The following is a 26,736-nucleotide window of genomic DNA, read 5'->3' as shown; positions in this document are numbered from 1 at the left end:
GAGTTCGGTTCGACTATGCCGACGCGATTTTACTCCGGCGCTACTTCGCCATCCTTCAACACGCCGGCGCAGGCCTGGCGCAGATAGTCGCGCATCGTAAGATGGCTGCCCGTCAGGGGACGGTCCCGGCTGGTCAGCAGCGCGATCGGGACGGTCTTTCGCGGCAGCAGCGGCCGGCGCACAAGGCCGGGAAACTGTTCCCACGGCAGCAGACCATCCACGATCGCGACACCGAAACCGTTGCGGACAAAAGGCAAGGCGGTAATGGAGATGTCGATCTCGATCGCGGGATTGAACGCCTGGTTTTCCGAAGCTGCGGCATTGGCAAGCAGCTGGCCGGGGAAGGTATCCGCGCGGTAGGAAATCAGCGTCTCGTTCTGAAGATCGGCGAAGGTGATGCTGTCGCGCGCGGCAAGATGGTGCCCCTCCGGCACGATGCAGATGAGTTCGGCATATCCGAGCGTTTCGACGTCGATGCCGGGCCGCGCGATGTTGTTCATCACGATGCCGAGCGGGGCATCGCCATTGCGGATCATATCGACGACGTTGATCAGTGGTGCGATCAGCGAGCGGACGACGATATCCGGATAGGTCGTCCTGAAGGCGAGAAGCGCCTTGGGTACGATCGACATGGCAGGCGGTGTCGTAGCCGCGATCCTGATCAGTCCCGTCCGCCCGAAGCGCATGTCGGTCGTTCGGCGCCGAAGCGCTCCGAGCTCGGAAAAGATGCGCTCGGCTTCCGGATACAGTTCTTCGGCCTCCCTCGTCGGGACCAGCTTGCCGCGCACGCGGTTGAAGAGTTTGAACCCCAGCTGGTCTTCCGCGTGCAGCAGGATCTGGCTCAGCGCCGGCTGCGTGATGTTGAGCATGGCGGCAGCGCCGGTCACCGTTCCGGATCGCATGAGCATGCAGAAGACTTCGAGCTGACGGGCCTGCATCAGGAAAATCCATCTGGTCTGGTTCGGTCGCCGGCGAAGTCTAGCATGGGCGACCCATTTCAGAAGTCGGCTACCTTGCCCCATGCGGATTGCAGGAAGCGGTCGGGGTGATAGGGTTTCGGGTCAACTATCGGCGTGGCACCGGTGACGATATCGGCGATCAGGTGGCCGGCTCCAGGACCGATGCCGAAGCCGTGGCCACTGAAACCGGCGGCCAGCACGATGCCCGGTATGGATGCGATCTCGCCTATACCGGGCACGCCGTCAGGGGTCGAATCGATGTAGCCGGCCCAGCTTGCGGTGATGCGGCGGTTTGCGATGGCAGGCAGCAATTCGCGCGCACGGTCATAGGTAAGCTGGATCGTGCCTCTATCGATGGCCGGATCGAGGATGCGCATTCGCTCCATCGGCGTGGGCTGGTCCAGATGCCAGCGCGACAGGTTTTCATGGCCGCTGCGAAAGCCCTCGAAGCCGCCGAGAGAGAGCGCGCGCCATCGGCGAACGAACATTGGCAGAAACTGTGCCCCGAACCGCAGGGTCTGCGGCGTGGGATCGACACGGCCCCGCCCGCTGATCGCGAGCGTATGGCCGCCGTCACCTCTGCGCGTCACCGAAACATGCGCGGTATGGAGAGCATCCGGGAGCTCGCCGTCGCCGGCGCTGACCGAAAGGATCGACGAGCGGATCGACGCCTGCGGAAAGCGTATGCCGAGCTGGCGGCAGAAGGACGATGCCCAGGCGCCGCCGGACAGGATGGCAATCCTCGTCCTGATCGTGCCTTTCTCGGTCACGACGGCGGAAAGCTTTCCGCCTTCGGTTTCTATGCCGCGCGCCGCGCAATTCTGGCGCAGGCAGCCCCCCAACTTCATCAGGGCGCGAGCGACCGCCGGTGCAGCGTTGGCCGGATCGGCGATGCCATCTGTCGGGGAAAAGACGCCGCCCTTCCAGACGCGAGCGGTCGCCCTGCCGCGCTCGCTGGCCTGAATGCTATCGAGCATATGCGTGGTCACACCGACGCCGCGGGCAAAGTCGCGCCAGCGCGCCCATCCGGCAAGCTCTTCCTCGCTATTGCTCAGATAGAGGAGGCCGCAGCGACGAAAGCCGGTGTCCTCACCCGTTTCCGCAGCGAATTGATCCCAAAGCTCGAGGCTTTTCGTCGCCATCGGCAGCTCGCGGGCATCGCGGTTCTGTTGTCTGCACCAACCCCAGTTGCGGCTGGATTGTTCGGCGCCGACGCGGCCTTTTTCAAGGAGAACGACTTTGAGGCCCCGCTTTGCCAGATAATACGCGGCAAAAACGCCGACAATCCCAGCCCCGATGACGACGACATCGGCTGACGTCGGCAATTCGGGAGAGTTTTCGACAAGGGTGAGCGGTGCGGGCATGGATGCGGGTCTCCTATCGAACCGACAGCATAGCGAAATGATGGGACATGAAGCTGCCGCACAACCGCGCCATGCAGCATAAGATTCTGCTCATGGGGAACCAGGCGGCTGATTGTGCCGGGTGGATTCATGCAGAATGAAATAGACAAGATAGAGCATGGTGTTATGCTCAATCTTGAAAACCTTGCAGCATAAAATGCCGCGATATAAGGGAAAGATTTGCCGATGAAGCTCGACCGTATCGACGTCAAGATCCTGTACGAACTTCAGAAGAACGGCCGCATCACCAATGTCGAATTGGCGGAGCTGGTCAATCTATCGCCGAGTCCCTGTCTGATGCGGGTCAAAAAGCTGCAGCAGGAAGGCTATATCGAGGGATATTCTGCCCAGATCAATATCGGCAAACTGGGCCAGACGCTGACGGTCTTTACGGAAGTCACGCTCAAGAACCACCGGCAGATCGACTTCGCGCGTTTTCTTTCGGCAGTGGAGAAGGTCGATCAGGTCATCGAATGCCACCTCGTTTCAGGCGGCTATGATTATATGCTGAAGTTCGTGACGGCTGGTATCGGAGAATATCAGACGATCATGGAGCGCCTGACGGACCTGGATATCGGCATCGACAAGTATTTCAGCTTCGTGGTGCTCAAGTCGCCGATCGTCAAGGCGCACATGCCCTTGACCAGCCTGTTTCCCATGTAGCGTCCAATGGCATTTTCGGGCTGTGCCCGGCTAGCCGTGGCCATACTCGCGCTTGAGCTCCGGGTCCTGAACGAGATTGTCGAGCCAAGTCGGATCAAGCTTGGGAACAGATCCGAACAGCAGCTGGGAATAGGGATGGCGAGGCGCATCGGCGGCCTCGCGCGTGATCTGCTCAACTTTCTTGCCACCATACATTACGACGATCTCGTCGCAGATCGCTTCGACCACCGACAGATCGTGGCTGATGAAGATGTAGGATAGATGCAGTTCACGCTGCAGTTCCTTAAGCAGATCAATAATCGCCGCTGCAACCACCGTGTCGAGCGCGGATGTGATTTCATCGCAAATGATCAGGCGCGGCTCGGCTGCGAGCGCGCGCGCAAAATTCACGCGCTGCTTCTGTCCCCCTGACAGTTCCGACGGATAGCGATAGCGAAGCGCTCGCGGCAATCGCACCATATCGAGCAATTCGTCGACCCTGGCCGCTCGGGCTCTGCGGTCCATCCCATGATAGAAAGCCAGGGGCCTTTCGAGAATATCGGCGATCGATTTTGCCGGATTGAGTGCGGTGTCGGCATATTGAAAGACGATCTGCATTTCCCGCAACTGGTCGCGCGTGCGCAACTTTGCGGCGCGGTTCATCTCGCTCCCGTTGAAGCCGATGGTGCCTGACACTGCAGGCAATATGCCGGCGATTGCGCGCGCCAGTGTGGATTTTCCACATCCGGACTCACCAATAATGCCGAGATTTCTGCCTTTCTCCACCGCAAGGCTCACGGATTGAACCGCGCAAACCGCCGGAAGGCCGTTGGGCTGCATATCGCCATAGCCCGCCACCAGATTGTCGATCCTAAGCACGGATGCAGTCGCTCCGCTTGTGTTGCTGTCGCGAGCAACCTGCTTCGGCTCGAAGGCGGCCAGCAGCTCGCGCGTATAGGGATGGCTCGGCCGTGTGAGGACCGCCTCGGTTTTCGCTAGCTCCTGGATTTCACCGCCCTTGAGCACGGCAATCCGATCGGCGATCTGTGCGACGACTGCCAGATCATGTGAAACATAGACGCCGGCAATGTCGCCGGTGCGGATGACGGACTTGAACGCCTTCAGCACATCGATCTGCGTCGTCACGTCGAGTGCGGTCGTCGGCTCATCGAAAATGACAAGCTTCGGTTCGCCGATCAGAGCCATAGCGGCGGCCAACCGCTGCAACTGGCCTCCCGAGACCTGATGCGGATATCGTTCGCCGATTGTTTCCGGGTTCGGAAGCGATAACGCACGGAAGAGCTCTATCGCACGCCGGCGCGCCTGTTCGGGCGGCATCAGCCGGTGAATGCGAGTGACCTCGATCACCTGCTCCATGATCTTCGTCGCCGGGTTAAAAGCGGCCGCCGCACTTTGCGGAATATAGGCGACCGTTGTGCCGCGGACCTTTGAGCGTTCGTTTTCGGAAAGGGCGGCCATGTCCTGTCCATCGACCTGGATCGTACCGCCGGAGATGCGACAGCCCTCGCGCGCATGCCCCATGAGCGTCAGCGCAATCGTCGTCTTGCCGGAGCCGCTTTCGCCGATGAGAGCAACGATTTCGCCTTTGGCAATGTCGAAGCTTACGCCCTTGATGATCTCAACGACGCGACCGGAGTCGGTCTTGGCTTCGACCCTCAGATTTCTGATTTCAACCAGATTGGCCATCGTCATGCGCTCCTGTCCCTGATCTTGCGCGGCAGGTTGTCGATCAGCAGGTTGACGCTGATGGTGAGGCTGGCAATGGCGAAGGAAGGCACGATCACCGCGGGTGCTGCGAAGGGCAGGCCGCCGATGTTTTCACGAACCAGGGCTCCCCAGTCGGCATAAGGCGGCTGCAGGCCGAGGCCGAGAAAGGACAGACCGGACAAGAGGAGAACGACGAAGACGAAGCGCAGGCCGAAATCCGCCAGAACCGGACGGATGATGTTCGGCAGGATTTCCGAACCGATGATGTAGCCGACCCGCTCGCCGCGGGTGCGGGCAACCGTGATGAAATCCATCGTGTTGATATTGACTGCGAGCGCGCGGGCAAAGCGATAGGCGCCGGGCGTATAGATGACGGCGAGCGTGATGATCAGCACCGGAATGGACGAGCCGACGGCAGCAACAACGACCAAACCGAAAAGCTTGCTTGGAATCGAATTCAAAGCATCGAGAAACCGGCTCAGGATCGTGTCGAACCATCCACCAATAACCGCGGCGATCATGCCCAGCGTCACGCCGCAAAAGCAGCAGAGTGCCACGGCGGCCAGTGAGATGCCGACGGTATAGCGCGCGCCCATCAGAACGCGCGAGAACATGTCACGGCCGAGATAGTCCGAGCCGAGCCATAATTGCTGGCTTATAGGGCCGAAATAGTCGGTATCGACGATATCGCCGACTGAATAGGGGATGATATAGGGCGCGAACAGGGCGACGATCGTCCAGCCAAGGATGATGGCAAAAGCCACGATGCCCACAAGGCTGACATTGTAGCCAAGAAGGGAAGGGGTATGGGAAGCCAAGCTGTTCGTGGTCATCGCAACCTCGGATTTGAGAGGATTGCGACGATATCGGCCATGGTGATCAGCAGGAGATAACCAAGGCAGAAGATCATCGCGCAACTCTGGATGAGGGGGAGATCGCGGGTCGCGACGGCGTCTACCATCAATTTGGCGATGCCCGGATAATTGAAGATGGTCTCGACGATGATCACGCCGCCAACGAGATAGGAGAGCGACAGCGCGACTGCGTTGACGATTGGCCCCAGCGCATTGGGCAATGCGTGCCTGAATACCATGCGGCCGCGCGAGGCGCCCTTGAGAAGGGCCATTTCCACATAGGGCATCTTCAGCGTCTCAATCAGAGCCGCTCTGGTCATGCGGATCATCTGGGCTGAGATGACAAAGGTGAGCGTGATGACAGGCATGGCGTAGATCTTCAGGAGATCGAAGACCGTATGCGCCTCGTTGACGGAGGAGAGCGCCGGCAGCCAGCGCAGATAGACGGCGAATAACAGCACTGCAAGCGTTGCGACCATGAATTCAGGTACCGATATGACGCCGATGGAGACGATCGTGACAATTCGATCATAATAGGAGCCGCGCAGCATGGCGGAAGTAATGCCGAGCAGGAGTGCAAGCGGGACCGAGACGAGCGTCGTGATGGCGGCAAGCTCCAGCGTCGCAACCAGCCGGCGGCCGATCAGCTCCGCGACAGGCATATTGTTAGCATAAGAAATACCGAGATCGCCCTTCATCAGGCCCAGGAGCCATTCCAGAAACCGCAGAATCGCAGGCTCATCGAGATGCATTGCCTTGCGCAGGCCGGCAACCGCTTCCGGCGTCGCTGCCTGACCGAGCAGAATGGAGGCGGTGTCTCCCGGCAGCATGCTCGTTGCGAAGAAGACGGCGAATGACACGATCAGCAAGGTGATGAGCGCGATGACGAGCCGGTTTAGGACAAGAATGGAGACCTCGGATCTCAAAGGCAATGCTCCTACGGCGATCTACGAAACGAACGGCGTTCGCGAGACGGAGGTCCCCGGACGACTTCGCGCCGCCCGGGGAAGTTCAGCGGCCGCTAGGCATCGAGCCACAGATACTCCGCCATTGCATAACCCATCATGCCACCGAGCGGGTTGGCTTCCAATCCGTGCACCTTGCTCGAGAGCGCGTCTACGTTCGAGATATAGGCCGGGATGATGGTACCGGCTTCTTCAGCGATCATCACCTGCATTTCGGCATAGATCTGCTTGCGCTTGGCCTGATCCAGCAAGCCGCGCGCTTCGATGAGCATCTTGTCGAATTTTTCCGATTTGTACTGGCTTTCATTCCAGGGCGCGTTCGAGGCATAGAGGAGCGAGAACAAGATGTCGGGCGTCGGGCGCGGATTTATGTTGCCGAAATGGATCGGCGCCTTCAGCCAATAATTATCCCAATAGCCGTCGGAGGGGACGCGCTGAACATCGAGCTTCATGCCGATATTGGCGCCGGCAGCCTGAATGATCATCGCCATGTCGATCGACGAGGTTGCAGCGTCCGAGGCGATCACCGGGATGGATTGTCCGAGTACCCCGGCCTTCTGGAAATGGAACTTCGCCTTGTCCGGATCGAAGGCCTTCGGCTTCAGATCGTTGTTGTGATAGATATTGGCGGGGGAAACGGGCTGATCATTGGCAACTTCGCCAAGGCCGCGCAGGGCCGACTTGACGATCTGCTCGCGATTGACGAGCGACTTCATGCCATCGACGAAGTCCTTCTTGTTGCCCGGCGTCATGTCGAGGCGCATGTTCAGATTGGTATAATTGCCGCTGGTCGTCTTCGACAACGTAAAGCCTGACTGCCCGTCGATGAGCTTCATGGCGCGCGGATTGATTGACGCGGCGTAGTGGATGTCGCCCGAAAGGAGCGCATTGACGCGGGCATTATCATCGCTGATCGCAAAGAATTCGAACGAGTCGAGATAGGGCTGGCCGGACTTCCAGTAGTTCTTGTTCTTCACCACGACCGAGCGATTGCCCGGGTCGAAGGTTTGGAGAACGAAGGCGCCGGTGCCATTGCCCTTGGAGAAGTCTGTTGTACCGTTGGCGACGATCATGAAGTGATGCAGGGCGAGAATGGTCGGCAGGTCGGCATTCGGGTCGGCGAGCGTGATTTCGACCGTCGACTTGTCGACAGCCTTGAAGCCGGTCATCTGCGCGGCGATCTTGGCGACTTTCGAGCCGACACCGGGATCGAGATGGCGTTTGAGTGAGAAGACGACGTCATCAGCCGTCAGCTCCTTGCCGTCGTGGAATGTCACGCCCTTGCGCAGCTTGACCGTCCAGGTCTTGGCGTCCTTGCTTTCGATGCTTTCGGCGAGCTCCATCTGGGTCACGCCGGCTTTATCGATGAAGGACAGGCGATTGTAGAGCGAGCAACAGCGCACATAATCCGTCGACAGCGATGCCTTGGCAGGGTCGAGCGTATCGGCGGTTGAGGAAGACCAGCCGGCTGCTTTCAGATTGCCGCCGGATTTGGGTGTAGCCGCGACGGCATTCGATGCTCGGCCGAGCACCAGACCGCCCGCCGACATGGCGACACCGCCTGCCAGAAGCATGGTGAGAAGTTCGCGGCGGGTGGCGCCTCGACGAATGGCGTTCTCGACCATCGCGTCATCCGAGGCAGTCCAGTTCATGATCTTGTCGTTCATGTCATTCCCCTTTTTCTGGTTGGCAGTCTGCTTTTTATTGGATGCGGCGATGATGACGGCTGGTCAGGCCGCCTCCAGCGCCCTCACGGCTTCTGCAAGCTCGGCCATGGATTTGAAGTGGTAGTCCGGCGTAGTGAATTCGGCCGGTTCGATCGTGCCGCCATATCCGGCCTGCGCGTGACGGCGCTGGATCCAGCAATTCGTCATCCCCAATTGGCGGGATACGCCGATATCGTGGTACTGGCTCTGCGCCACATGGAGAATGTCGTTCTTGCTGGCATTCTCGCCGGCTACGAAGTCGAAGACCTTGTGAAAGAAGGCCGGATCGGGCTTTTCGGTGCCGGTATCGTCGGCGGTGAAGGCAGCGTGGAACGGATGCCCCAGTTCCGCCGAGAAATGTTCGAAGGCCCAGCGACGGGCGTTCGTCATGGCGATCAGCCGATATTTGCCGGCCAGCTGCGCCAGGGCTTCGGCACTATCGGGAAAGGCTTTCCACTGCCTGGCGGAATCGCGTAGGCGCCGACCATAGGCCTCTTCGGCCGGCAAACCGAGTTTTGGGGCGATGGCGAGATAGACACGAACGAGATCGTCTGGAAACAGATCGGCATCGTCGGCGTAGCGCGCGGCGCGATAGAGCGCCAGCGCCTCCTCGCCATCGATCGTCACCTTCGTTTCGGCCGCAATTTCATTGAGGCAGGTTTTCAGGCCGCCTTCGAAGTCGATCAGCGTTCCGACAACGTCGAAGCTCATATATTTGAATTCTGCCAATGACTTGGTCATGTCTTACCCCAGTCTATTTGCTGCGGCACCGGGTGCCGGCCTTGCGGAAGATTATGCTGTTCCCAGGTCCACTTGTTTTCTGACGCGCCCGAATTTGCCGGGATGGACCTTCATTAAGAATAAGTTTGGCACTTCGACCGCGCCGTTTGCGCCGAATCGGACCAGCGATGCGGCACAAAATTCTGAAAAACGCCTGCACGCGGTATATCGATCCTGGCCCTCGGCCGGTTCAGTCCTTGAGCGCCCGACGGACGTCGGGATCTTCGAGCGTCTGATCAAGCGTCCTTTCCGTTCGTTCGATGATTGCGTCGATCTCGGCGTCCGTGCAGCAAAGCGGCGGAGCGTACCCCAGCACTCCATTGGCGAAGGCGCGGACTACCAGGCCGTTTTCCCAAGCCCGGTCGAAGATGCGGCGTGATGGTTGGGCTTCCGCCGGCAGCGGCGTTTTCGCGGCCTTGTCCACGACCAGCTCGATCGCTGCCAGCATGCCGCGCCCGCGGACATCGCCCACCAGGGGATGATCTCTCAGGCTCTCGAGGCCGGCCATCAGCCTCGTGCCGGCCTTTTTGCCGTTTTCGAGCAGTCCGCCTTCGTAGAGTTTCAAGACTTCCAGCCCGACGGCCGCGCTGACGGGGTGCGCGGAATAGGTGTAGCCGTGACCCACGGCAGAGGCTCCCGCTCCGTCGGCAATGACCTGGTAGACATGATCTGCCATGAAGACGGCGCCCATCGGAACGTAGCCGGAGGTGAGCCCCTTTGCCGTTGTTATGAAATCGGGAACGATCTCGTCTTCGGAACAGGCAAAGAGCGGGCCTGTCCGGCCGAAGCCGGTAATCACTTCGTCGGCGACGAAGAGAATGTCGAGCTCCTTGCAGAGCTCCCGCATGGCCTTCATCCAGCCCTTCGGCGGGACGATTACCCCGCCCGAGCCCTGGATCGGCTCGGCGTAGAAGGCGGCGACCCGGTCTGCGCCAATCGCCTCGACCTTCGCCCTGAGTGCGGCGAGAGACGCTTCGATGATGGCGTTCGCATCCTGCCCGACGGGATTGCGATAAGGATAGGGCGACGGAATTTTGTGCTGCCAGTCGAGGGGAACGCCGAAGCCGGCATGGAAGCTGGGCAGGGCGGTCAGCCCGGCGCCGACCGTCGAAGAGCCGTGATAGCCCTGCTCGATCGAGATGAACTGATCGCGCTGCGGTCGGCCGCGCGCGAACCAGTAGTACCGGATGAAGCGGACGGTACTGTCGATGGCGTCCGAGCCGCCCAGCGTGAAATAGATGTGGTTGAGGTCGCCGGGGGCGCGTTCGGCGAGCTCGGCGGCAAGGCGGATGGCCGATTCACTGCCGAGGCCGAAATAGGCCGTCGCATAGGGAAGCTCGCGCATCTGGCGAGCCGCCGCCTCCACGATCGTTTCGTGACCGTAGCCGGCGTTGACGCACCAAAGACCCGCGAAGCCATCGATCAACTGGCGGCCTTGAGCATCGGTGATCGTCGCTCCCTTGGCGGATGAAAGCACCCGCACGCCCTGCTGCTCATGGCCGCGATAGGAGGCGACCGGATGCACCAGATGGGCACGATCGAGCTCGATGAGGGAATTGCTGTACATGGTCTTCTCCGGATCAGCCGAGCGCCTGGTTGGCGAGGGCGAAAGTAACGATTGTCGAGGAATTGCTGCGCTTGATAACGGGGTTCGCCATGGTGATGCCGCCACCGACATGGACAAGCGAATGGCTGGCGAGCCACGGTGCAAGACCGGTTTCCGCGCCGGTGTCGACGCGCAGGAAGGCACCCGCTTTCCGGCTCATGAAGTGGGACAGGAGCGATTTCGCGTCTTCGATGTCTGGGGCGACGACCGGCCCCACGACCTCGCCTCGGCCGAAGGGACGAAGGCAGGCGAAGGCGGCGACTTTGCCGTCGCGGCGGATGATGGCGAATTCACCCAGATCGGCAAACCGCGTAATGAGAGCGGAGCGGTCGGCGCCGAAAGCCTCGCGGTCGAGCGCTGTGATTGCCGGGATATCGGCCTTGGTCGCCGCTTCGGTGTTTGCCGGCTTCGCAACGGCCGCGACAAGGCCCTGGTGCTGAACGACGGCGCCGGTCTGGCGAAATCCCAGCTTTTCATAGAGGGGTAGGCCATCGGCGGTCGCGATGAGGCGCAGGGGGCGGCTATCCGCGAGAGCCAAAGCGGCCTCCATGAGGCGCCGCCCCAGCCCGCGGCCGCGCATGCTTGCAGCGACGATCACCATGTTGATCGTCGCGCAGTCGGTCTCATAAGGCGTCAGGAACGTGGTACCGACGACCTCGTCATCAGCGGCGATCGCAACGACACCTTTGCTCAGGGCGAGGGCGACTTTCCAGTCCTCCAGGCGATGAGGCCAGCCGGCCTCCTGCGACAGGCGGACGGCAGCATCCAAATGGTCGGGACCGAAAGGCCTGATTTCTATCTGTCGCTCCTGCATGACGCTCCTCGCATTTCTTTGTCCAAGTGTCGGAGCGTCGCAGCCGGAAGATTATCTGAAGGCGATGCCCTGGACGGTATCTTTCGCCGTTGCGGCTCGCCCTTGCCGCATCTTATGCCGTTACCTCGCTAACGGCGGTTGCGAAAGCGGAGGTGCGAGGCGTCCTTATCGGCCGTTCTTGCAAGCAAATGCCAAACGAGCGCCGCTATACGAAACTTTCTGCTCCGAACCTCGCAAAATCAGTAGGCTCCGGTGCCGAAAGCAATCCTATTATCGTGTTCTCCACCAATCGCCTCGAGGGGCAGCACGTAAGGACGAAGCGCATGACCACCTTCCGGCCGAAATATATCACCTTCGACTGCTACGGCACGCTGACCAATTTCCAGATGGCGGAAGCTGCCCGGGACCTCTATGGCGATCGTCTCGATGAGCCGGCGATGTTGCAGTTCATCAGGAATTTCGCCGCTTACCGGCTCGACGAGATCATGGGTGACTGGAAGCCTTATGCGGAGGTGGTGCATAATTCGCTCGAGCGGACGTGCAAGCGCAATGGCGTTGCCTTCAAAGAGGAAGATGCCAGGATGGTTTATGAGCGCGTTCCCACCTGGGGGCCGCATGCCGACGTTCCGGCGGGCCTCGCCAAGGTGGCGAAGGAAATTCCGCTCGTCATCCTGTCGAACGCGATGAATAGCCAGATCATGTCAAACGTCGCAAAGCTCGGTGCGCCCTTCCACGCCGTCTATACGGCTGAGCAGGCCAATGCCTATAAGCCACGCTTCCAGGCCTTTGAATACATGTTCGACATGCTTGGTTGTGGCCCGGAAGACATCCTGCACTGCTCGTCTTCCTTCCGCTACGATCTCATGTCGGCTCATGATCTCGGCATCAAGAACAAGGTCTGGGTCAACCGTGGTCATGAGCCAGCCAATCCCTATTACGGCTATGTCGAAATCGCCGATATTTCCGGTCTGCCCGGCGTCGTGGGGCTCTGAGAAGGGGCAGCCAGATGAAATATTCTTCTTATTGGCATGACACGGCGCCCCGATTTGCGGGAGCGGCTGGCGGCCCGGTCGAAGGGCATTATGACGTCGTCGTCGTGGGCGGCGGCTTCACCGGGCTCGGCGCTGCCCGGCAGCTTGCCATGGCGGGCGCGAAGGTCCTTGTCCTGGAGGCCGAGACCGTCGGCTACGGCGCGTCCGGTCGCAATGGAGGTCATCTGAACAACGGCCTGGCGCATAGCTACATTGCGGCAAAGGCGGAATTGGGCAAGGAGCGGGCGATCGCCCTCTATCACGCGCTGGACGCTTCGATCGACACGCTTGAAGCGATTATTGCGGAAGAGGGGATCGACTGCAATTTCCGCCGCGCGGGCAAGCTGAAGCTTGCCTCCAAGCCGCAGCATTTCGAAGGCCTGGCCAGGAATTTCGAAGCGGTGCATGCCGAGGTCGATCCCGATACCGCGCTGCTGTCCGCCGCCGATCTCAAGAATGAGATCGGTTCGCCGTTTCATGGCGCGATGCTGTCGAAGAAGAGCGCCATGATGCATATGGGCCGCTATGTCGCCGGATTGGCAGAGGCTGCCAAGCGACGCGGAGCGGTCATCGTGGAAGGCGCTGCCGTGATGGAGCGTAGCCATTCCGGCGGCAGGCACGTGCTGAAGACCAGCAGAGGCACCGTCACGGCAGACCAGGTCATGATCGCAACCGGCGCCTATACGACAGCCAATTTCGGTTACTTCCGCCGTCGCATCATGGCGGTCGGCAGTTTCATCGTCGCGACCCGGCCCTTGACGGATGTGGAAGTAGCCTCGGCAATGCCCGGCAATCGCACCTGCGTGAACACGATGAACATCGGCAACTACTGGCGCCTGTCACCGGATAACCGGCTGATCTTCGGAGGGCGGGCCCGCTTCTCCGCAACATCGGACCAGCGTTCCGACGCCAGGAGCGGCGCGATATTGCGCGAAAGCCTCGCCCGCATATTCCCCCAGCTCGCCGAGGTTGAGATCGACTATTGCTGGGGCGGTCTCGTCGATATCACCAAGGACCGCTATCCGCGTGCCGGCTATCATGACGGTATCTGGTACGCCATGGGCTATTCAGGCCACGGCGCGCAGCTTTCCACGCATCTTGGGATGACCATTGCGGATGCGATTCTCGGAAGACCCGACCGCAATCCGCTCAAGGGACTCGATTGGCCGGCCGTTCCCGGCCATTTCGGCAAACCCTGGTTTCTGCCCTTGGTCGGTCTGTATTACAAAACGCTCGACAGATTTCAGTGATATAAGCAGGCGGCGGGCCGCAACGAAATCAGCAGCATAAAAGAGGGGCCGCGTTTGCGGCCCCTCTTTTCAGTCCGAGACGCCACACCTCAGTTAAGGCCACCGATGTGGAAGGCCTTCGTTTCCAGATATTCCTCGATGCCGAGCTGCGAGCCTTCACGCCCGAGGCCCGATTGCTTGACCCCGCCGAACGGTGCGACCTCCGTGGAGATCAAGCCGGTATTGAGGCCGACCATGCCGAATTCGAGCGCTTCGCCCACCCGCCAGGCACGCTTCAGGCTTTCGGTGTAGAAATAGGCCGCAAGCCCGTAGGGCGTGCCGTTGGCAATAGTGATGGCCTCTTCTTCCGTCTCGAAGCGGAAGAGCGGCGCAACCGGTCCGAACGTCTCCTCGGCGGCGAGCTGCATGGCGGTGGTGGCACCGGTCAGGACGATCGGCGCGGTATATTGCGGGCCGGCCGGCAGATCTCGCTCGGCTGTCACAATTGTCGCGCCCTTCGAAAGCGCGTCTTCGACATGGCGGTTGATCTTGGCGATCGCCGCCTCGTTGATCATCGGACCGATCGCAACGCCGGCTTCGGTGCCCGGTCCGACTTTCATGGCGTCAACGCGGGCGGCGAGCTTCGTGGCGAAAGCGTCGTAGACGCCGGCCTGGACCAGGATGCGGTTTGCGCAGACGCAGGTCTGTCCACCGTTGCGGAACTTGGAGATGATCGCACCCTCCACGGCAAGGTCGAGATCCGCGTCGTCGAAGACGATGAAGGGGGCGTTGCCGCCGAGCTCGAGGGAAAGCCGCTTGATACTGGCCGCGGCGCCGCGCATCAGGAGCGAGCCGACGGGCGTGGAGCCGGTGAAGGAAATCTTGCGTACTATGGGGTTGGCAAGGATCTCGGCGCCAATCTCGGAGGGCATGCCGGTGACGATATTGATGACGCCTGTGGGGATGCCGGCCATCTCCGCAAGCACGCCGAGCGCCAGAGCCGAGTAGGGGGTGAATTCGGAAGGCTTCACCACGACCGTGCAACCGGCCGCGAGCGCCGGCGCAAGCTTGCGCGTGATCATCGCATTCGGAAAATTCCAAGGGGTGATGATACCGCAAACGCCAACCGGCTCCTTCAGCACCAAAATGCGGCGGTCGGGGGTCGGTGAGGGGATGGTCTGGCCACCGATGCGGCGCGCTTCTTCGGCGAACCATTTGACGAAAGACGCGCCGTAGCGGATTTCGCCACGGGCTTCGTCGAGCGGCTTGCCCTGCTCGGTCGTCAGGATGAGCGCGAGATCATCGATATGCTCGAGCATCAGATCATGCCAGGCTTCCAGCCGCGTCGCGCGCTCGGCGAGCGTGCGCTTCTTCCAGGGACCATAGGCCGCCTCGGCAACTTCGATCGCCGCACGGGTTTCATCCCCGCCCATATCCGGCACCGTTCCGATGACCGCCTGGGTTGCCGGATCGATCACGGCAACGGTCTTGCCCGAGCGGGCGGAAAGCCAGTCGCCACCTATCAACGCCTGCTGGCGGAACAGGGATGGCATTTTCAGATCTTGCATGTTCAGACCCTCGATAAGACTTCAGATTGTGGCGAGCAGTGCTGTGGTGATTGCATCGGTCCGATCTTTGCCCGGTACCGTGCCGATGCCGCTTGCGGTTGTTGCTTCGATCGCCGCCATGACGGCATTTGCCGCAGCCTGTTCGCCCAGATATTCGAGCATCATGGCACCGGACCACACCGTTGCGATCGGGTTGGCGATGCCGAGATGGGCAATATCGGGCGCGGACCCATGTACAGGCTCGAACATCGAGGGGGCGCTCCGCTCCGGGTTGATATTGGCCGACGCCGCGAAACCGAGGCCACCCTGGATTGCTGCGCCGAGATCCGTAAGGATGTCGCCGAAGAGATTGGATGCGACGACGACGTCGAAGGTTTCCGGCGCCATCACCATGCGGGCGGCCATGGCGTCAATGTGATAGCTCGTGACCTCGACGTCCGGATAATCCGGCGCGAGCTGCCGGGTGATTTCATCCCAGAAGACCATCGAATGTTTCTGGGCATTGGATTTCGTCACCGAAGCGAGCTTACCGCGCCGGGCTCTCGCCTGTTCGAAGGCGAAGCGCAGAATGCGCTCGACGCCTTTGCGGGTGAAGATCGACGTCTCGACCGCAACTTCGTCTGATGTGCCCTGATGGATGCGGCCGCCCGCGCCGGAATATTCGCCCTCGGTATTTTCGCGGATGCAGAGAATGTCGAAGGCCGATGCTTTGAGCGGTCCCTGAACACCCGGCAGCAGCCTGTGCGGGCGAATATTGGCATATTGCACGAAATTCTTGCGGATCGGCAGCAGCAGCCCGTGCAGGGATACGGCATCGGGCACTTCGGCGGGCCAGCCGACGGCTCCGAGCAGGATGGCATCGAAACCGCGCAGCGTTGCAATGCCATCGGCGGGCATCATGGTGCCGGTTTCCTTGTAAAAGGCACAGGACCAGGGAAATTCTGTGCCGTCGAGCAGAAAGCCGCTATTGCCAGCCGCCTTTTGCAGAACCGACCAGGCAGCGGCGGTCATGTCGCGACCGATGCCATCACCCGGGATCAACGCGATCGTGTAGGTTTTCATGTTCACTGTCCTCAAAGACTGATCAAAACGCTCTTGCTCTTGCGATTGGCCTGGAATGCCTCGCGGCCGAGATCCTTGCCTATACCGGACTGCTTGTAGCCGCCGGTCGGCAGGATGTGGTCACGTGAGCGGCTGTAACGATTGACCCAGACGGTACCGGCTTGCAAGCAACGGGTCAGCCGGATGGCGCGTGAGAGGTCGCGGGTAAAGAGGCCTGCGGCAAGCCCATAACTCGGATGATCGGCAAGTTGCAGGGCTTCCTCTTCGTCCTCGAATGTCTGGAGCGTAAGCACCGGGCCGAAAATTTCCTCGATGATGGCAGGAGAGTTCTGATCGACTCCGGCCATCAGTGTCGGCGCGTAGAAATAGCCCGGTGCGTCCATGATCGCGCCCCCGGCAAGGCATTCTGCGCCGGCTTCGATGGTGGCGGAGACGATCGCATCGATACGCTGCCTCTGCTTCTCCGAGATGATGGGGGAGTAGCGGCTTGCTGCATCCCAGGTGGGACCGGGAGCAACGCCCTTCATCCGGTTTCGGATGGCGTCGATCAGTTCGGCCGCTATATTTTTCTCGACGATGAGACGCGATCCGGCGACGCAGGCCTGGCCGGCATTGCCGACGATACTGGCCGTAACGGCCGCGGCCGCCTTGTCGAGGTCCGCATCCGCAAAGACGATCTGGGGGCTCTTGCCGCCGAGCTCCAGCGTCATCGGCTTTATGCCCGTGCGGGCGATATTCTCCATGATGGCCGATCCAGCTCGGGTCGAGCCGGTAAAGCTGATCTTGGCGATGTCGGGATGGCCGGTGATCGCGTTGCCGGTCGTCACGCCGTCACCCAGCACCACATTGATCAGGCCGGCGGGAAGGCCGGCGCGCACGGCGAGTTCTGCCAGATAGATCGATGAAAACGGCGTCATTTCCGACGGCTTCAGGACGACGGCATTTCCGGCAGCCAGCGCCGGGCCAAGTTTCCATGCGGCCATGTTGATCGGAAAATTCCAGGGCGTGATGGCGCCCACCACCCCATAGGGCTCCGCCATGATCATGCCGATATTGCCGTCGTCGGTCGGCACGAGGTCGCTGCCTTCCTTGTCGGCGAATTCGGCGAAGAAGCGGATCTGCTCTGCCGAAATCGCGATGTCGCCATCGACAAGCTGGCCGACGGGTCGCGTCGACGCGACAGCCTCCAGCCTCGCCAGCGTTTCGGCTTCCTGTTCGATGAGGTCGGCCCAACGGTGCAGGACATTCAGGCGCTCGCGCGGGCGGACGCCGCCCCAATTGCTTCGCTTCAGCGCGGCCTTGGCGGTTTGAACGGCCTGGTCGACGATGGAGGCGTCCGCGATCGGGCATTCGGCATAGGCTTTGCCATCGGAAGGGCGGTGCATCGGAATGACACCGTTCGCGGCGCTGAAATGCTCGCCGATGAAATGCCCGACAGGGAGCGAAAGACTATCGGGATCGAAGCTCAGGTCCATAATGATACCTCCGGTCAATTTACCGAGATGCTATAGGATCGGCGAAGTAGCTTGATCCGATCGCGTCGGCTGCCACGGCGGAAAAACCCGTTTTGAGACGGTCCGACAGCGTATTCTTTGGCAAGGGCTGCACGGCACGGACTTGGAAACCGCGCCGTGCTGGGGATCTCAAGGAGTGACGGTCACGTAGATCTTCCGGACCGTTTCGATCGTCTTCCAGATTCCGACGAAGCCCGGCTTCATGACGAAGCTGTCGCCCGCCTTATAGAGGACGGGCTCGCCGCCTTCCGGCGTCAATTCGACGACGCCGGAGAGGATATGGCAGAATTCGAAGGTTTCGCCCTTGATCGAACGGCTGACACCGGGTGTGGCCTCCCATACGCCGGTGTGCACCGTCTCGTTGCGGGCAACGTCCTGCGCCCAGGTCTTGAGCTTCGGATCGCCGGAGATCAGCCGCTCGGCAGCGACAGTGTTTTCACGCGGCGCAAAGGAGGGGTTGGGATCAATCGTCTTGAGGAGGGACATCGTATTCCTTTCGGGCTTGAGATCAGTAGCCGCGGCGGCGGTCGACGAGGCCGAGCGGGGCCAAGCCCGCCCTGATCCGCTTGATGTTGTCGATGACGGCGCGTGCGGCGGTGTGCGGCTGGGTGATGCTTGCAATATGCGGCGTCAGCAGGATGCGGTCGTGGTTCCAGAATGGATGTCCGGGCGGCAGCGGTTCGGGATCGGTGACATCGATCACGGCGCCGGCAAGCCGACCACTATCGAGGGCGGCCAGGAGATCGTCCGAAACGAGCTGCGGTCCGCGGCCGACATGCACGAGACCTGCACCCCGCGGCAGTTTCTCGAAGAGATCGGCATTGAGAAAGCCACGGGTTTCGTCGGTCAGCGGCAGAAGGCAGATCAGAATATCGGTCTCGGAAAGCATGGCCTGGAGTCCAGCTCTGCCGGCAAAACAAGTAACGCCCTCCAGCTCGCGTTGATTGCGGCTCCAGCCGGAAAGCACAAAGCCGAATGGCTTCAGTCTTTCGAGCACGGCCTGGCCAAGGTTCCCGAGCCCCAGCACACCGATGCGGCGTTCGGCGGCCTGAACCTGCGGCAAGGCATTCCAGACCTGACGGTGCTGCTGGCTGAGATAAGCCGGCAGATTGCGGTGGAGGGAGAGTACGCCAAGTGTCACATATTCCTGCATCATGCGGGTAATGCCGTCTTCGACCATACGCACGACTTTTACGTGATCGGGGACATGTGCCGTATCGAACTGGTCGATGCCGGCGCCGATTGAAAACAGAACTTCGAGATTGCGGTAGCGCGGCAAGTCGTCCGGAACCGTCCAGGTGATCAGATAGCGTACGGCATCAGGGTCGACGCACGTCGGATCCATGGAGAAGGGGAGATCCGGCAGCTCGCGGGCGAAGGCTTGCTGAAAGATATGGCCGCGGCGGGCATCCGAATTGAAGAGGAACGTCATAGGCTTCTATCCTTCGGTCTCACGGCATCACGCCAGGCAACGACGGCCAAGAGCCTCGATCATGGCTTGGCAGGCGTCGAGTTCGTGCGTGAGGATGAATTCGTTCGGCTTGTGCGCGCGCGCGATATCGCCTGGACCGCAAATGATCGCCTCAAGGCCGGTACGCTGGTAGAGCCCGGCTTCAGTGCCATAGCTAACCGCTGCCAGCGGATCGATGCCTGTCAGCTCCGTCAGCAGACCGGCAAGGGGAGCTGTCCGCGGAAGGGAAAGGGCGGGGTAAGAACTCAGCTCCTCCCATTGCACCTGAAAGCCCCGACGCTCAAGCGCGGCAGCGGCCTCGCGCACCGGCAGGAGCAGTGCTGCCGGGTCTGCGCCGGAAATTGCCCGCGCTTCGACTTCGAGCGTGCAGAGATCCGGAATGATATTGAGGGCCTGTCCGCCGTGAATGGTGCCGACCGAGATCGATGAATAAGGCGGCTCGAACTCTGCTTCGAATGGCCCCTGGGCAAGAGAATGCGCGGCCGAAACGGCGGCCTGCAAAACCTCGGCGGCGGCATGGATTGCGTTGAGGCCGAGGTCGGGCCGCGAGGAATGACCGGAGCGTCCTTTCAGAATGATGCGGGCGGCTGATTTCCCCTTATGTGCGAGGATGGCCTGCATGTTGCTGGGTTCTCCGACAATGACGCCGAGTGGCGTCTCGCAAAGCTCCGGCAGGCGCGCAATGAGATGCGGTACCCCACGGCAACCTGCTTCCTCGTCATAGGAAAAGGCTAGATGGATCGGCCGTATCAGAGGGCTTGCGGCGAGCATTGGTACGGCCGCTAGAGACGCAGCCAGAAAGCCCTTCATATCGCTGGTGCCGCGGCCATAGAGTCTATCTCCATCGGCCCGCAGCACGAAGGGATTGCTCGCCCATCCCACCTCGTTGGCCGGCACGACATCCATGTGACCGGAGAGGACATAACCGCGTATATCGTGGGGACCGATCGTCGCAAAGAGATTAGACCGGTCGCCTTCGGGGCCAGCAAGGATATCAACCGTGGCGCCGAAGGACTTCAGGTAGGCGCCGATCCACTCGACAATCTCGGTATTGGGCGTCCCGACGACGGAAACGAAGCCGACCAGTTTTGCCAGAATATCCGATGCCTGCATGGCTGTTGCCAATCTCCGATTGCCGTCCTCGTCTGTGCAAGCGACGTCTTGATCAAAGGAAGGTTAAGCCTCAATCAGTAGAATACCTGCCGAAAGTATGGATCATACGGTGAATTCTTGCGCTGCCGTTTGCATAGGCAGTGAAATGTTTCGTTGAGTCTCGGCTAAGCTCGCCAAAGCATGATGCCGGCATGAGCGAATATGCAGCCGGGAGGATCGGATGGCGGCTGGATCACGAATGGATACGAAGGTACCTGAAAGACTGCATGTCGACGCATTCGAAATGCGTTTGGCAGACATTGCAGACATCGCTCTATCACAACTTCAGGCTCTTTCGATGTCTGTCGGATGGCCTCATCGCTCTCAGGATTGGCAGCATTTACTAGATGTCGGGCATGGCTTTGTGGCGCTTGACGAAATCGGCAGGGTTTCCGGTTCGACCATGTGGTTCCCGCACGAAGAGAACTTCGCCACATTCGGCATGCTGATCACCGCACCGCGCCTGCAGACAAATGGTACGGCGGAGTGGCTGGTTAAACGGATGCTGGAAGAATGCCAGCATGAACGGATACGGCTGAATGCGACAAGAGCGGCGCGCCGCATATGTGCAACTTTTGGATTTAAGCCAAAGCAGACGGTCTTTCAGTGTCAGGGGGAAATTCTATCCGTGCCTCAAGCGGGCGATATCAGGTCGGGACTTGACCTGAGACGGCTCGAACGCAGCGACCTGGATGCGGTTGCGGCCTTAGATGAGCCTGCTTTCGGCACGCTGCGCTATCGGCATCTCAAGCGATTGTTCGAAAGCTCCATCTGCTACGGTCTTTATGACAATGGCAAGCTGATGGCTTATTCCATGCGGCGCCGGTTTGGCCGGGGCCACGTCGTCGGCCCTGTCGTCGCTTATTGCGAGGAAGACGCGGTCGCCGTGGTTCATCCGCATGTCTTAGCGCATGTCGGCAGTTTTCTGCGCCTCGACACCCATTTGGGTGCCGGGCTGTTCGCCAGCTTTATCCAGCAAACGGGAATGTCAGTCTTTGACACCGTGACCACCATGGTGTCTTCCGAGAGCGCCTCCTATGGAGGCTCGGACGCAGGTTCTCCGATCGTATTTGCACTTGCGTCCCAGTCTTTCGGATAGCCGCCGACCTTGAGAAACTCATCGCTAGCTGGGCGACTGGCATTTCTTAGGCAAGAGAGTCGGCATCCGCTAAAGAACAATGCCTGAACAAGCATTGGCCTGGGAAGTGGCCAGAGAGACACTGCTTGCGAGTGACGCCTGGAGGTTGTGTTAGGGATCTTGCTCTCTTGGTTGAATGTCGACTTTAGCTTCTCGCACGAAGAAGCTTGTCGGCCGAATCCGGTCATTCCATCAAAGCCGACATTAGATATTGGGGAACGTCAAACGCATGGCTTTTGGACAACAGGGTCGTTGGTTCATATCCCTTCAAGAGCATGCATTATTTCCGTTGTTAAAAGCTGGTGAGCTTGGGGATGCGATGGCCTCTCGCCTACCTCATATCGCTATCTAGCATGCCACCGACTTTTGATTTGCTGTTTCAATCGGTCGCGACGTGACTTTCAATGGGTCAATACTTGACTTTCAATTGGTCAGCGCTGTAGTTTCAAACGGTCACCAATGGAATGAAGCTATGGCGCTGTATCCAAGGCTCGTTGAGCAACGCGTTGCCGACGCCATGTCAGACACGCGAGTCGTTTTGATCGTAGGTCCCCGACAATCAGGCAAAACGACCTTGGCCAGGAAGATGGCCAACGAGGGGATGGAGTATTACACGCTGGACAATGGGACGACCCTGGAGGCAGCGCGACAGGATCCAGTTGGCTTTGTAAGGGGTATGGACCGCGCCATTATCGATGAAATTCAGCGCGCTCCCGAGTTGTTGTTGGCGATCAAGGAGAGTGTGGACACCGACCAGCGCCCAGGGCGTTTCCTCCTGACCGGTTCAGCCAATCTTATGACGCTGCCACGCGTGGCAGACTCGCTCGCAGGGCGCATGGAGGTCGTTCGATTGCTGCCGCTTGCGCAAAGCGAGATCAGAAGGGCCGGCAGCAGCTTCCTGCGTGACGCCTTTCAAAACGAAGCAAAGGCCGGAGAACCAATCGTCGGAGACGACCTGATGGCTGCGGTTCTGGCCGGTGGATATCCCGAGGCATTGGGCCGCAAAACCTTGAGCCGCAGACAGGACTGGTATGCGGATTACATCCAGGCGATCGTTCAACGCGACGTTCGCGATATCGCGCAAATCGAGCAGATTGCTCAAATGCCGCGACTGCTACGCATTCTGGCAGAGCATTCGGGCCAGCTCGTGAACTATTCCGGGATCGGGGCTGCCATCGGGATGAACCACATCACAACGCAAAAATACGTCGGAATCTTCGAGAGCCTGTTCCTCGCTCGAACCGTGCAACCTTGGTTTTCCAACAAACTGAAACGCCTGACCAAGACACCGAAAATACATTTCCTCGATTCCGGTCTTCTCGCATCCCTTCGTGACCTCTCTCTCGAGCGCCTCCGCGACGACAGGGGTCAGTTCGGGGCGTTGCTGGAGACTTTCGTTTTTGGGGAGATCCTCAAACTCGCCAGCGGTGGGCAAACCCGCTTCGAGTTTTCGCACTTTCGGGACAAGCAGCAGAACGAAGTCGATATCGTCATCGAAGATAGAAGAGGGCGGATCGTCGGTATTGAGATAAAAGCGGCAGCAACCGTCTCGAATTCCGATTTTTCGGGGTTGCGAATTTTGGCCGAAGCATCTGGAGAAAAGTTTGTTTCGGGTATCGTCTTGTACGACCATGACAGGGTGATCCCTTTCGGGGAACGTTTGTCCGCTGTTCCAATATCGGCATTGTGGCGTTAGCGCGTGAGAATTTCGCTTCAGTCTCCAGACTCAAGCAATCTCGAAACTTCGACGGTTTCGATAACAAATGGACCTCAGGTTCGTATCTCATCAACTGCTGCAAGACGGCGCACGCCGGCCACTGCGGAGGGGTGCGGACATCGTCGCCTTATTTCAATACGTTAGTTTCAACCGGCCGGCGGACCGCGGGTTCGCATCCCTTCACATCATTACAGATCAAATTTTGTTGACTGTAGGTCGGGATCTTTAACTGTGGCGTTGTAGCCAAATGCGGGACGACTGCTTTCGCCCTCACTTCGCACAGGGGGCGGTTGACGGGACTGCCTGGAAGCCTGCCATCCCCTGCTCATATCGCCTCGTCAGCGTCGGGGTTTAGTCCTTCGCGCCCCACAGAGCAAAGATCTCAGATACATCTTCCAGGGGCGTCGCGTTGGCCAGGTAACTTGGCTTCCAATCGTCGCGGATGAGCGCTGCGTGCGGTTCCTCTTCGAGCTCACAATACCAGTCGATAATCTAAGCGAGGCAGACAATATGTATTCGGGATCGGAGTGCGCAATCGTTGCAATAAATGCAATAATGTAGAAAGAATTACTGCAATTGTTATCCACAGTGAGCGACGACAATATCCGGACATCAGACGAACAGAGCACCGCCTGAGCTACCATGTCGGTAGCAAATGATGCTTCCATCAAAGCGAATGAAGGAACCACGGAAATGTCTACCATTACCACCAAGGATGGCGCGGAAATCTTCTACAAGGACTGGGGATCCAAAAATGCGCAGCCGATCGTTTTCCATCATGGCTGGCCATTGTCGTCCGACGATTGGGATGCTCAGATGCTTTTCTTCCTCTCCAAGGGCTATCGCGTTGTTGCGCATGATCGCCGCGGCCATGGTCGGTCTTCTCAAGTAGCTGATGGCCATGACATGGACCACTATGCGGCAGATGCCTTCGCGGTTGTGGAACACCTTGACTTGAAAAACGCGATTCATATCGGCCATTCAACGGGCGGCGGTGAGGTTGCACGCTATGTCGCCAAGCACGGTCAGAAAGCGGGCCGCGTCGCCAAGGCGGTTCTTGTTTCGGCCGTTCCGCCGCTGATGCTGCGGACTGCCGATAACCCGGAAGGTCTGCCAATGGAGGTCTTCGACGGCTTTCGCTCGGCGCTCGCGGGAAACCGCGCCCAGTTTTTCCGAGATGTCCCAGCTGGTCCGTTCTACGGGTTCAATCGCGATGGCACCAAGGTTCAGGAAGGCGTGATACAGAACTGGTGGCGTCAGGGTATGATGGGCGGGGCCAAAGCCCATTACGATGGCATCAAGGCATTTTCAGAAACGGACCAGACTGAAGATCTAAAGGCGATCAGCGTTCCAACGCTGATTCTGCACGGTGAAGACGACCAGATCGTTCCAATCGCAGACTCTGCCCATAAGGCGATCAAGCTTCTGAGAAACGGCACACTCAAGACTTATCCCGGCTTCTCGCACGGCATGTTGACTGTCAATGCCGACCTGCTCAATGCGGACCTGCTGGTGTTCGTTCAGTCCTGACCTGATAGTTGGCCGCGGTGAAAACCTGCCGCGGCCAACTGCACAAGAACCTTGTCCTGAAGCGAAACATGCGATGATGATGCTGACACCCGAACTTGTTGCAGTGACCATCAGGGACGTTCGCGATGATGGTCCGGAGCCGGGGTGGACGCCGCTCTCGCAAGCAGAGCTCGACGAGCTGGTCCGGCAAATCGAAAGCGAGGCAGGCGATGATCCTCTTTTTGTATTTGCCTATGGATCGCTGATCTGGAACCCTGAATTCGAACCGGCGAGTCGAGAGCGCGCCACTATACATGGGTGGCACAGGTCGTTCTCTCTGAAGATCGAGCGCTGGCGGGCAACCAGTGACCAGCCTGGACTGATGATGGTCCTTGAGCGCGGCGGCCAATGCAACGGCATCGTCTTTGAATTATCAGCTGAGCGGCGACGAGAAGATTTGCGTGCGCTCGTAGCTCGCGAGATCAAGTATCGCGAGGTCATGGATATGCTGCGGTGGCTCCCGGTGCGAACCAAGGCGGGCGTTCGCAAAGCTCTCACATTTTGGGCGAGCACGAAGCGTGCTGGTCTGACAAGGCCACTCCCGGCAGAGCAGGCATCTTTCCTCATTGCTAGGGCCTGTGGGCAAGGCGGCTCCTGTGCTGAGTATCTTCATAAGACGATCGTCGATCTTCGCGCCGAAGGCATCCATGACCGTAACCTGTGGCGTATGCAGGCTTTGGTCGCAGAAGAAATAGTTGGCCTCCAGGCAAGTAAGAGCCCGTACGTCGTGTCGTGCGCTGAAGATTAGTAGCCACGCTAGCCCAACGGCATCATGTGAGCAGCAACCTGCTCTTCGAAGAATTTAGAAAACGAAGCAATTCGGGGTGGCAAAGCCTGATAGGGTGGATAGTAAAGCGTCAGCCACAAATCGGCCGGCGCCCATCCGCGCAGTACGTGAACCAGACGACCGGTTCTCAGGTGCTCCGAAACATGGAAGCCCGGCAGCATCGCCACGCCCGCTCCATCGGCGGCCATGTCCGCAAGAACTTCGCCATTATTGGCGCTGAACGCCCGGCCCGCAGAGATTGTCATACTCGACACGCCATCCGACAGTACCCAGTTCTCGCCGCGGCTCTCGTCGCTATAGGCAAGGCAATCATCGGACGTCAACTCGCTCGGATGCTGTATTTCGGCATACCGGCTTGCCGGTGCTGCGACGAGAATGCGGGGAACTACACGAATCTTGCGCCAGATCGTAAACTTGTCGGACGGTTGCGACGAGATGCGAATTGCCAAGTCGTAGTCATCGTCCACAATGTTCACGAGCCCGTCGGACAAGGAAATCTCAAAGCTGATTTTCGGGTTAAGTCGCCGAAATCCGGAAAGGATTGGTGGCAATACCGCCTTGCCGAACCAGGTCGGCGCGCTGATCCGCAAGCATCCCTGGTCGGCCTTATGAGCATTGCGAACGTCTTTGCGGGCATTTTCGAGCGCCTCGACAGCCGGCTTGATCTGTGCGGCGAACACCGCCCCATCGGTCGTCAGCGATACCTGACGAGTAGTGCGTACAAAAAGCTGCACACCAAGATCGTCTTCAAGCGCTGCGATCGCTCTCGTGACAGCCGCCGGGGTCAGGTCAAGCTCGCGGGCAACCTGCGCAAAATTGCGCTTTTCAGCAGCCAGCAGAAACGTTTTCAGGACCTTATAGTCATTCATCTCATTATTTCACGAATTGCAATTCATTGACATCGAGTATTGCAAACAAGATTTGTAATCAACGGCGCTCGGGAATGTGTCGATGCGCGGAACGGCTTAAACCGGCCTGGCAAGAACTGCCATGCCGGCTTTGCCGTTGGTTGGCCGTGAGGTAAGGCTAAGTGCCGTTGAC

Annotated in this window: 23 protein-coding genes; 7 read left to right on the top strand and 16 right to left on the bottom strand. The window is 59.6% G+C overall.

Annotated features, from left to right (window positions below; genetic code table 11):
- Nucleotides 1–29 precede the first annotated feature (29 nt).
- Together ACYJRZ_RS26920 and ACYJRZ_RS26915 are read right to left on the bottom strand one after the other, a co-directional pair.
- Nucleotides 30–938 (bottom strand): LysR family transcriptional regulator, encoded by a 909-nt coding sequence (locus tag ACYJRZ_RS26920; RefSeq protein ID WP_459463818.1) that lies wholly within the window; start codon nt 936–938, stop codon nt 30–32.
- Between the two features lie 59 nt (nt 939–997).
- Nucleotides 998–2,323, bottom strand: a complete 1,326-nt coding sequence (locus ACYJRZ_RS26915; RefSeq protein ID WP_459463817.1) for an NAD(P)/FAD-dependent oxidoreductase — start codon at nt 2,321–2,323, stop codon at nt 998–1,000.
- 225 nt (nt 2,324–2,548) lie between these two features.
- On the opposite strand from ACYJRZ_RS26915, the gene ACYJRZ_RS26910 reads away from it, so the two are divergent.
- The gene (locus ACYJRZ_RS26910) at nt 2,549–3,025 is read left to right on the top strand and encodes an Lrp/AsnC family transcriptional regulator (RefSeq protein WP_112398821.1); all 477 of its coding nucleotides are present in this window, start codon (nt 2,549–2,551) and stop codon (nt 3,023–3,025) included.
- Nucleotides 3,026–3,055: 30 nt separating this feature from the next.
- On the opposite strand, the gene ACYJRZ_RS26905 is transcribed toward ACYJRZ_RS26910, so the two are convergent.
- The 7 genes from ACYJRZ_RS26905 to ACYJRZ_RS26875 all read right to left on the bottom strand — a co-directional run bounded on the left by ACYJRZ_RS26905 (nt 3,056) and on the right by ACYJRZ_RS26875 (nt 11,457).
- Nucleotides 3,056–4,711 carry an ABC transporter ATP-binding protein gene (locus ACYJRZ_RS26905; protein ID WP_459463816.1) on the bottom strand — a complete coding sequence of 552 codons (1,656 nt, stop codon included), beginning with the start codon at nt 4,709–4,711 and terminating at the stop codon, nt 3,056–3,058.
- A 2-nt stretch (nt 4,712–4,713) separates the two neighbouring features.
- A complete protein-coding gene (locus ACYJRZ_RS26900; protein ID WP_459463815.1) occupies nt 4,714–5,565 on the bottom strand; it encodes an ABC transporter permease in 852 nt (283 codons plus the stop codon).
- The gene (locus tag ACYJRZ_RS26895) at nt 5,562–6,512 is read right to left on the bottom strand and encodes an ABC transporter permease (RefSeq protein ID WP_459463814.1); all 951 of its coding nucleotides are present in this window, start codon (nt 6,510–6,512) and stop codon (nt 5,562–5,564) included. The genes ACYJRZ_RS26900 and ACYJRZ_RS26895 overlap by 4 nt, the downstream gene beginning before the upstream one ends.
- Before the next feature lie 95 nt (nt 6,513–6,607).
- Nucleotides 6,608–8,218 carry an ABC transporter substrate-binding protein gene (locus ACYJRZ_RS26890; protein WP_459463813.1) on the bottom strand — a complete coding sequence of 537 codons (1,611 nt, stop codon included), beginning with the start codon at nt 8,216–8,218 and terminating at the stop codon, nt 6,608–6,610.
- Between the two features lie 63 nt (nt 8,219–8,281).
- Entirely contained in the window at nt 8,282–8,998 is a 717-nt protein-coding gene (locus ACYJRZ_RS26885; RefSeq protein WP_459463812.1) for an HAD-IA family hydrolase, read from the bottom strand.
- A 229-nt stretch (nt 8,999–9,227) separates the two neighbouring features.
- Nucleotides 9,228–10,604: an aminotransferase class III-fold pyridoxal phosphate-dependent enzyme gene (locus tag ACYJRZ_RS26880; protein ID WP_459463811.1), complete on the bottom strand. Its 1,377-nt coding sequence runs from the start codon at nt 10,602–10,604 to the stop codon at nt 9,228–9,230.
- 13 nt (nt 10,605–10,617) lie between these two features.
- Nucleotides 10,618–11,457, bottom strand: a complete 840-nt coding sequence (locus ACYJRZ_RS26875; protein ID WP_459463810.1) for a GNAT family N-acetyltransferase — start codon at nt 11,455–11,457, stop codon at nt 10,618–10,620.
- 323 nt (nt 11,458–11,780) lie between these two features.
- Between ACYJRZ_RS26875 and ACYJRZ_RS26870 the strand changes: the two genes are divergently transcribed.
- Together ACYJRZ_RS26870 and ACYJRZ_RS26865 are read left to right on the top strand one after the other, a co-directional pair.
- Nucleotides 11,781–12,449, top strand: a complete 669-nt coding sequence (locus ACYJRZ_RS26870) for a haloacid dehalogenase type II (protein ID WP_459463809.1) — start codon at nt 11,781–11,783, stop codon at nt 12,447–12,449.
- 14 nt (nt 12,450–12,463) lie between these two features.
- Complete coding sequence (locus tag ACYJRZ_RS26865; protein ID WP_459463808.1) at nt 12,464–13,738, top strand: NAD(P)/FAD-dependent oxidoreductase; 1,275 nt, start codon at nt 12,464–12,466, stop codon at nt 13,736–13,738.
- Between the two features lie 89 nt (nt 13,739–13,827).
- Here ACYJRZ_RS26865 and ACYJRZ_RS26860 read toward each other — a convergent pair whose 3' ends face one another.
- The 6 genes from ACYJRZ_RS26860 to argE form a co-directional block, all read right to left on the bottom strand.
- The gene (locus ACYJRZ_RS26860) at nt 13,828–15,285 is read right to left on the bottom strand and encodes an NAD-dependent succinate-semialdehyde dehydrogenase (protein WP_459463807.1); all 1,458 of its coding nucleotides are present in this window, start codon (nt 15,283–15,285) and stop codon (nt 13,828–13,830) included.
- Nucleotides 15,286–15,306: 21 nt separating this feature from the next.
- Nucleotides 15,307–16,347, bottom strand: coding sequence for a tartrate dehydrogenase (locus ACYJRZ_RS26855; protein WP_459463806.1), 1,041 nt, complete (start codon nt 16,345–16,347; stop codon nt 15,307–15,309).
- An 11-nt stretch (nt 16,348–16,358) separates the two neighbouring features.
- The gene (locus ACYJRZ_RS26850; RefSeq protein ID WP_459463805.1) at nt 16,359–17,822 is read right to left on the bottom strand and encodes an aldehyde dehydrogenase family protein; all 1,464 of its coding nucleotides are present in this window, start codon (nt 17,820–17,822) and stop codon (nt 16,359–16,361) included.
- A 168-nt stretch (nt 17,823–17,990) separates the two neighbouring features.
- Complete coding sequence (locus ACYJRZ_RS26845; RefSeq protein ID WP_459463804.1) at nt 17,991–18,347, bottom strand: cupin domain-containing protein; 357 nt, start codon at nt 18,345–18,347, stop codon at nt 17,991–17,993.
- A 22-nt stretch (nt 18,348–18,369) separates the two neighbouring features.
- Nucleotides 18,370–19,293, bottom strand: a complete 924-nt coding sequence (locus tag ACYJRZ_RS26840) for a 2-hydroxyacid dehydrogenase (RefSeq protein ID WP_459463803.1) — start codon at nt 19,291–19,293, stop codon at nt 18,370–18,372.
- 27 nt (nt 19,294–19,320) lie between these two features.
- Nucleotides 19,321–20,445, bottom strand: coding sequence for an acetylornithine deacetylase (gene argE / locus ACYJRZ_RS26835; protein ID WP_459463802.1), 1,125 nt, complete (start codon nt 20,443–20,445; stop codon nt 19,321–19,323).
- A gap of 238 nt (nt 20,446–20,683) precedes the next feature.
- Here argE and ACYJRZ_RS26830 point away from each other — a divergent pair, with 238 nt between their 5' ends.
- The 4 genes from ACYJRZ_RS26830 to ACYJRZ_RS26815 all read left to right on the top strand — a co-directional run bounded on the left by ACYJRZ_RS26830 (nt 20,684) and on the right by ACYJRZ_RS26815 (nt 25,656).
- A complete protein-coding gene (locus ACYJRZ_RS26830) occupies nt 20,684–21,583 on the top strand; it encodes a GNAT family N-acetyltransferase (RefSeq protein WP_459463801.1) in 900 nt (299 codons plus the stop codon).
- A 511-nt stretch (nt 21,584–22,094) separates the two neighbouring features.
- Nucleotides 22,095–23,318: an ATP-binding protein gene (locus ACYJRZ_RS26825; RefSeq protein ID WP_459463800.1), complete on the top strand. Its 1,224-nt coding sequence runs from the start codon at nt 22,095–22,097 to the stop codon at nt 23,316–23,318.
- Nucleotides 23,319–24,032: 714 nt separating this feature from the next.
- On the top strand, nt 24,033–24,869 hold the full coding sequence (locus ACYJRZ_RS26820) for an alpha/beta fold hydrolase (protein ID WP_459463799.1): 837 nt from the start codon (nt 24,033–24,035) through the stop codon (nt 24,867–24,869).
- Nucleotides 24,870–24,945: 76 nt separating this feature from the next.
- Nucleotides 24,946–25,656 carry a gamma-glutamylcyclotransferase gene (locus tag ACYJRZ_RS26815; protein ID WP_459463953.1) on the top strand — a complete coding sequence of 237 codons (711 nt, stop codon included), beginning with the start codon at nt 24,946–24,948 and terminating at the stop codon, nt 25,654–25,656.
- A gap of 8 nt (nt 25,657–25,664) precedes the next feature.
- On the opposite strand, the gene ACYJRZ_RS26810 is transcribed toward ACYJRZ_RS26815, so the two are convergent.
- Nucleotides 25,665–26,564, bottom strand: a complete 900-nt coding sequence (locus tag ACYJRZ_RS26810; RefSeq protein WP_459463798.1) for a LysR family transcriptional regulator — start codon at nt 26,562–26,564, stop codon at nt 25,665–25,667.
- Nucleotides 26,565–26,736 lie beyond the last annotated feature (172 nt).

It is taken from the genome of Rhizobium sp. No.120 (assembly GCF_054558365.1).
This window is presented reverse-complemented; position numbering and strand designations above follow the sequence as displayed.

Coding starts and splice junctions, on each gene's coding strand:
- ACYJRZ_RS26865 (WP_459463808.1), top strand. CDS start 12,464: ATGAAATATTCTTCTTATTGGCATGACACGGCGCCCCGATTTGCGGGA.
- ACYJRZ_RS26825 (WP_459463800.1), top strand. CDS start 22,095: ATGGCGCTGTATCCAAGGCTCGTTGAGCAACGCGTTGCCGACGCCATG.
- ACYJRZ_RS26870 (WP_459463809.1), top strand. CDS start 11,781: ATGACCACCTTCCGGCCGAAATATATCACCTTCGACTGCTACGGCACG.
- ACYJRZ_RS26820 (WP_459463799.1), top strand. CDS start 24,033: ATGTCTACCATTACCACCAAGGATGGCGCGGAAATCTTCTACAAGGAC.
- ACYJRZ_RS26845 (WP_459463804.1), bottom strand. CDS start 18,347: ATGTCCCTCCTCAAGACGATTGATCCCAACCCCTCCTTTGCGCCGCGT.
- ACYJRZ_RS26880 (WP_459463811.1), bottom strand. CDS start 10,604: ATGTACAGCAATTCCCTCATCGAGCTCGATCGTGCCCATCTGGTGCAT.
- ACYJRZ_RS26810 (WP_459463798.1), bottom strand. CDS start 26,564: ATGAATGACTATAAGGTCCTGAAAACGTTTCTGCTGGCTGCTGAAAAG.
- ACYJRZ_RS26855 (WP_459463806.1), bottom strand. CDS start 16,347: ATGAAAACCTACACGATCGCGTTGATCCCGGGTGATGGCATCGGTCGC.
- ACYJRZ_RS26860 (WP_459463807.1), bottom strand. CDS start 15,285: ATGCAAGATCTGAAAATGCCATCCCTGTTCCGCCAGCAGGCGTTGATA.
- ACYJRZ_RS26890 (WP_459463813.1), bottom strand. CDS start 8,218: ATGAACGACAAGATCATGAACTGGACTGCCTCGGATGACGCGATGGTC.
- ACYJRZ_RS26830 (WP_459463801.1), top strand. CDS start 20,684: ATGGATACGAAGGTACCTGAAAGACTGCATGTCGACGCATTCGAAATG.
- ACYJRZ_RS26905 (WP_459463816.1), bottom strand. CDS start 4,711: ATGGCCAATCTGGTTGAAATCAGAAATCTGAGGGTCGAAGCCAAGACC.
- ACYJRZ_RS26815 (WP_459463953.1), top strand. CDS start 24,946: ATGATGCTGACACCCGAACTTGTTGCAGTGACCATCAGGGACGTTCGC.
- ACYJRZ_RS26885 (WP_459463812.1), bottom strand. CDS start 8,998: ATGACCAAGTCATTGGCAGAATTCAAATATATGAGCTTCGACGTTGTC.
- ACYJRZ_RS26910 (WP_112398821.1), top strand. CDS start 2,549: ATGAAGCTCGACCGTATCGACGTCAAGATCCTGTACGAACTTCAGAAG.
- ACYJRZ_RS26915 (WP_459463817.1), bottom strand. CDS start 2,323: ATGCCCGCACCGCTCACCCTTGTCGAAAACTCTCCCGAATTGCCGACG.
- ACYJRZ_RS26875 (WP_459463810.1), bottom strand. CDS start 11,457: ATGCAGGAGCGACAGATAGAAATCAGGCCTTTCGGTCCCGACCATTTG.
- ACYJRZ_RS26900 (WP_459463815.1), bottom strand. CDS start 5,565: ATGACCACGAACAGCTTGGCTTCCCATACCCCTTCCCTTCTTGGCTAC.
- argE (WP_459463802.1), bottom strand. CDS start 20,445: ATGCAGGCATCGGATATTCTGGCAAAACTGGTCGGCTTCGTTTCCGTC.
- ACYJRZ_RS26840 (WP_459463803.1), bottom strand. CDS start 19,293: ATGACGTTCCTCTTCAATTCGGATGCCCGCCGCGGCCATATCTTTCAG.
- ACYJRZ_RS26920 (WP_459463818.1), bottom strand. CDS start 938: ATGCAGGCCCGTCAGCTCGAAGTCTTCTGCATGCTCATGCGATCCGGA.
- ACYJRZ_RS26850 (WP_459463805.1), bottom strand. CDS start 17,822: ATGGACCTGAGCTTCGATCCCGATAGTCTTTCGCTCCCTGTCGGGCAT.